This window comes from Pseudomonas sp. AGC41 (genome assembly GCF_057334555.1).
Map to the genome: position 1 here is coordinate 9,364 of NZ_JBHFJB010000070.1, position 422 is coordinate 9,785.

The window sequence follows — 422 nt, forward strand, 5'->3', positions numbered from 1 at the left end:
ACCCCCCGCCCGCGGCGCTGGCGGCCCAGCGCCGCAGTGAGGAACAATTGCAGCAGATGCGCCAGGCGCTGGACGACTATCAGCGCTTGCTCAACAACAACGACAGCTGCGTCGAGGCTGACCGGCGTTTTCATCTGCTGATTGCCGAAGCCACGGACAACAGCAGTTTTGTCGAGATCATGCAGCACCTGGGCAGTGCGATGATTCCCCGCACCCGGGTGAACATGGCCGAACGCGGCCAGGCGGACCTGGGCAAGCTGGCGCAGTTTGCGAACCTGGAGCACGAGGCGATTTTCAACGCCATCAAGCGCCAGGACCCCGACGCCGCCCGCGCCGCCATGTGGCTGCACCTGACCAACAGCCGCGACCGGTTTGGCGCAGGGACCTGAAGGATCCGCATCGCCTGATCTGTCGCCTTCGCG

Annotated in this window: 1 protein-coding gene; it reads left to right on the plus strand. The window is 65.2% G+C overall.

The window, feature by feature from the left end:
* Nucleotides 1-389 (plus strand): FadR/GntR family transcriptional regulator (locus ACE04F_RS13345; RefSeq protein ID WP_486107337.1); only part of this gene is annotated, 389 nt, incomplete at its 5' end.
* Nucleotides 390-422 lie beyond the last annotated feature (33 nt).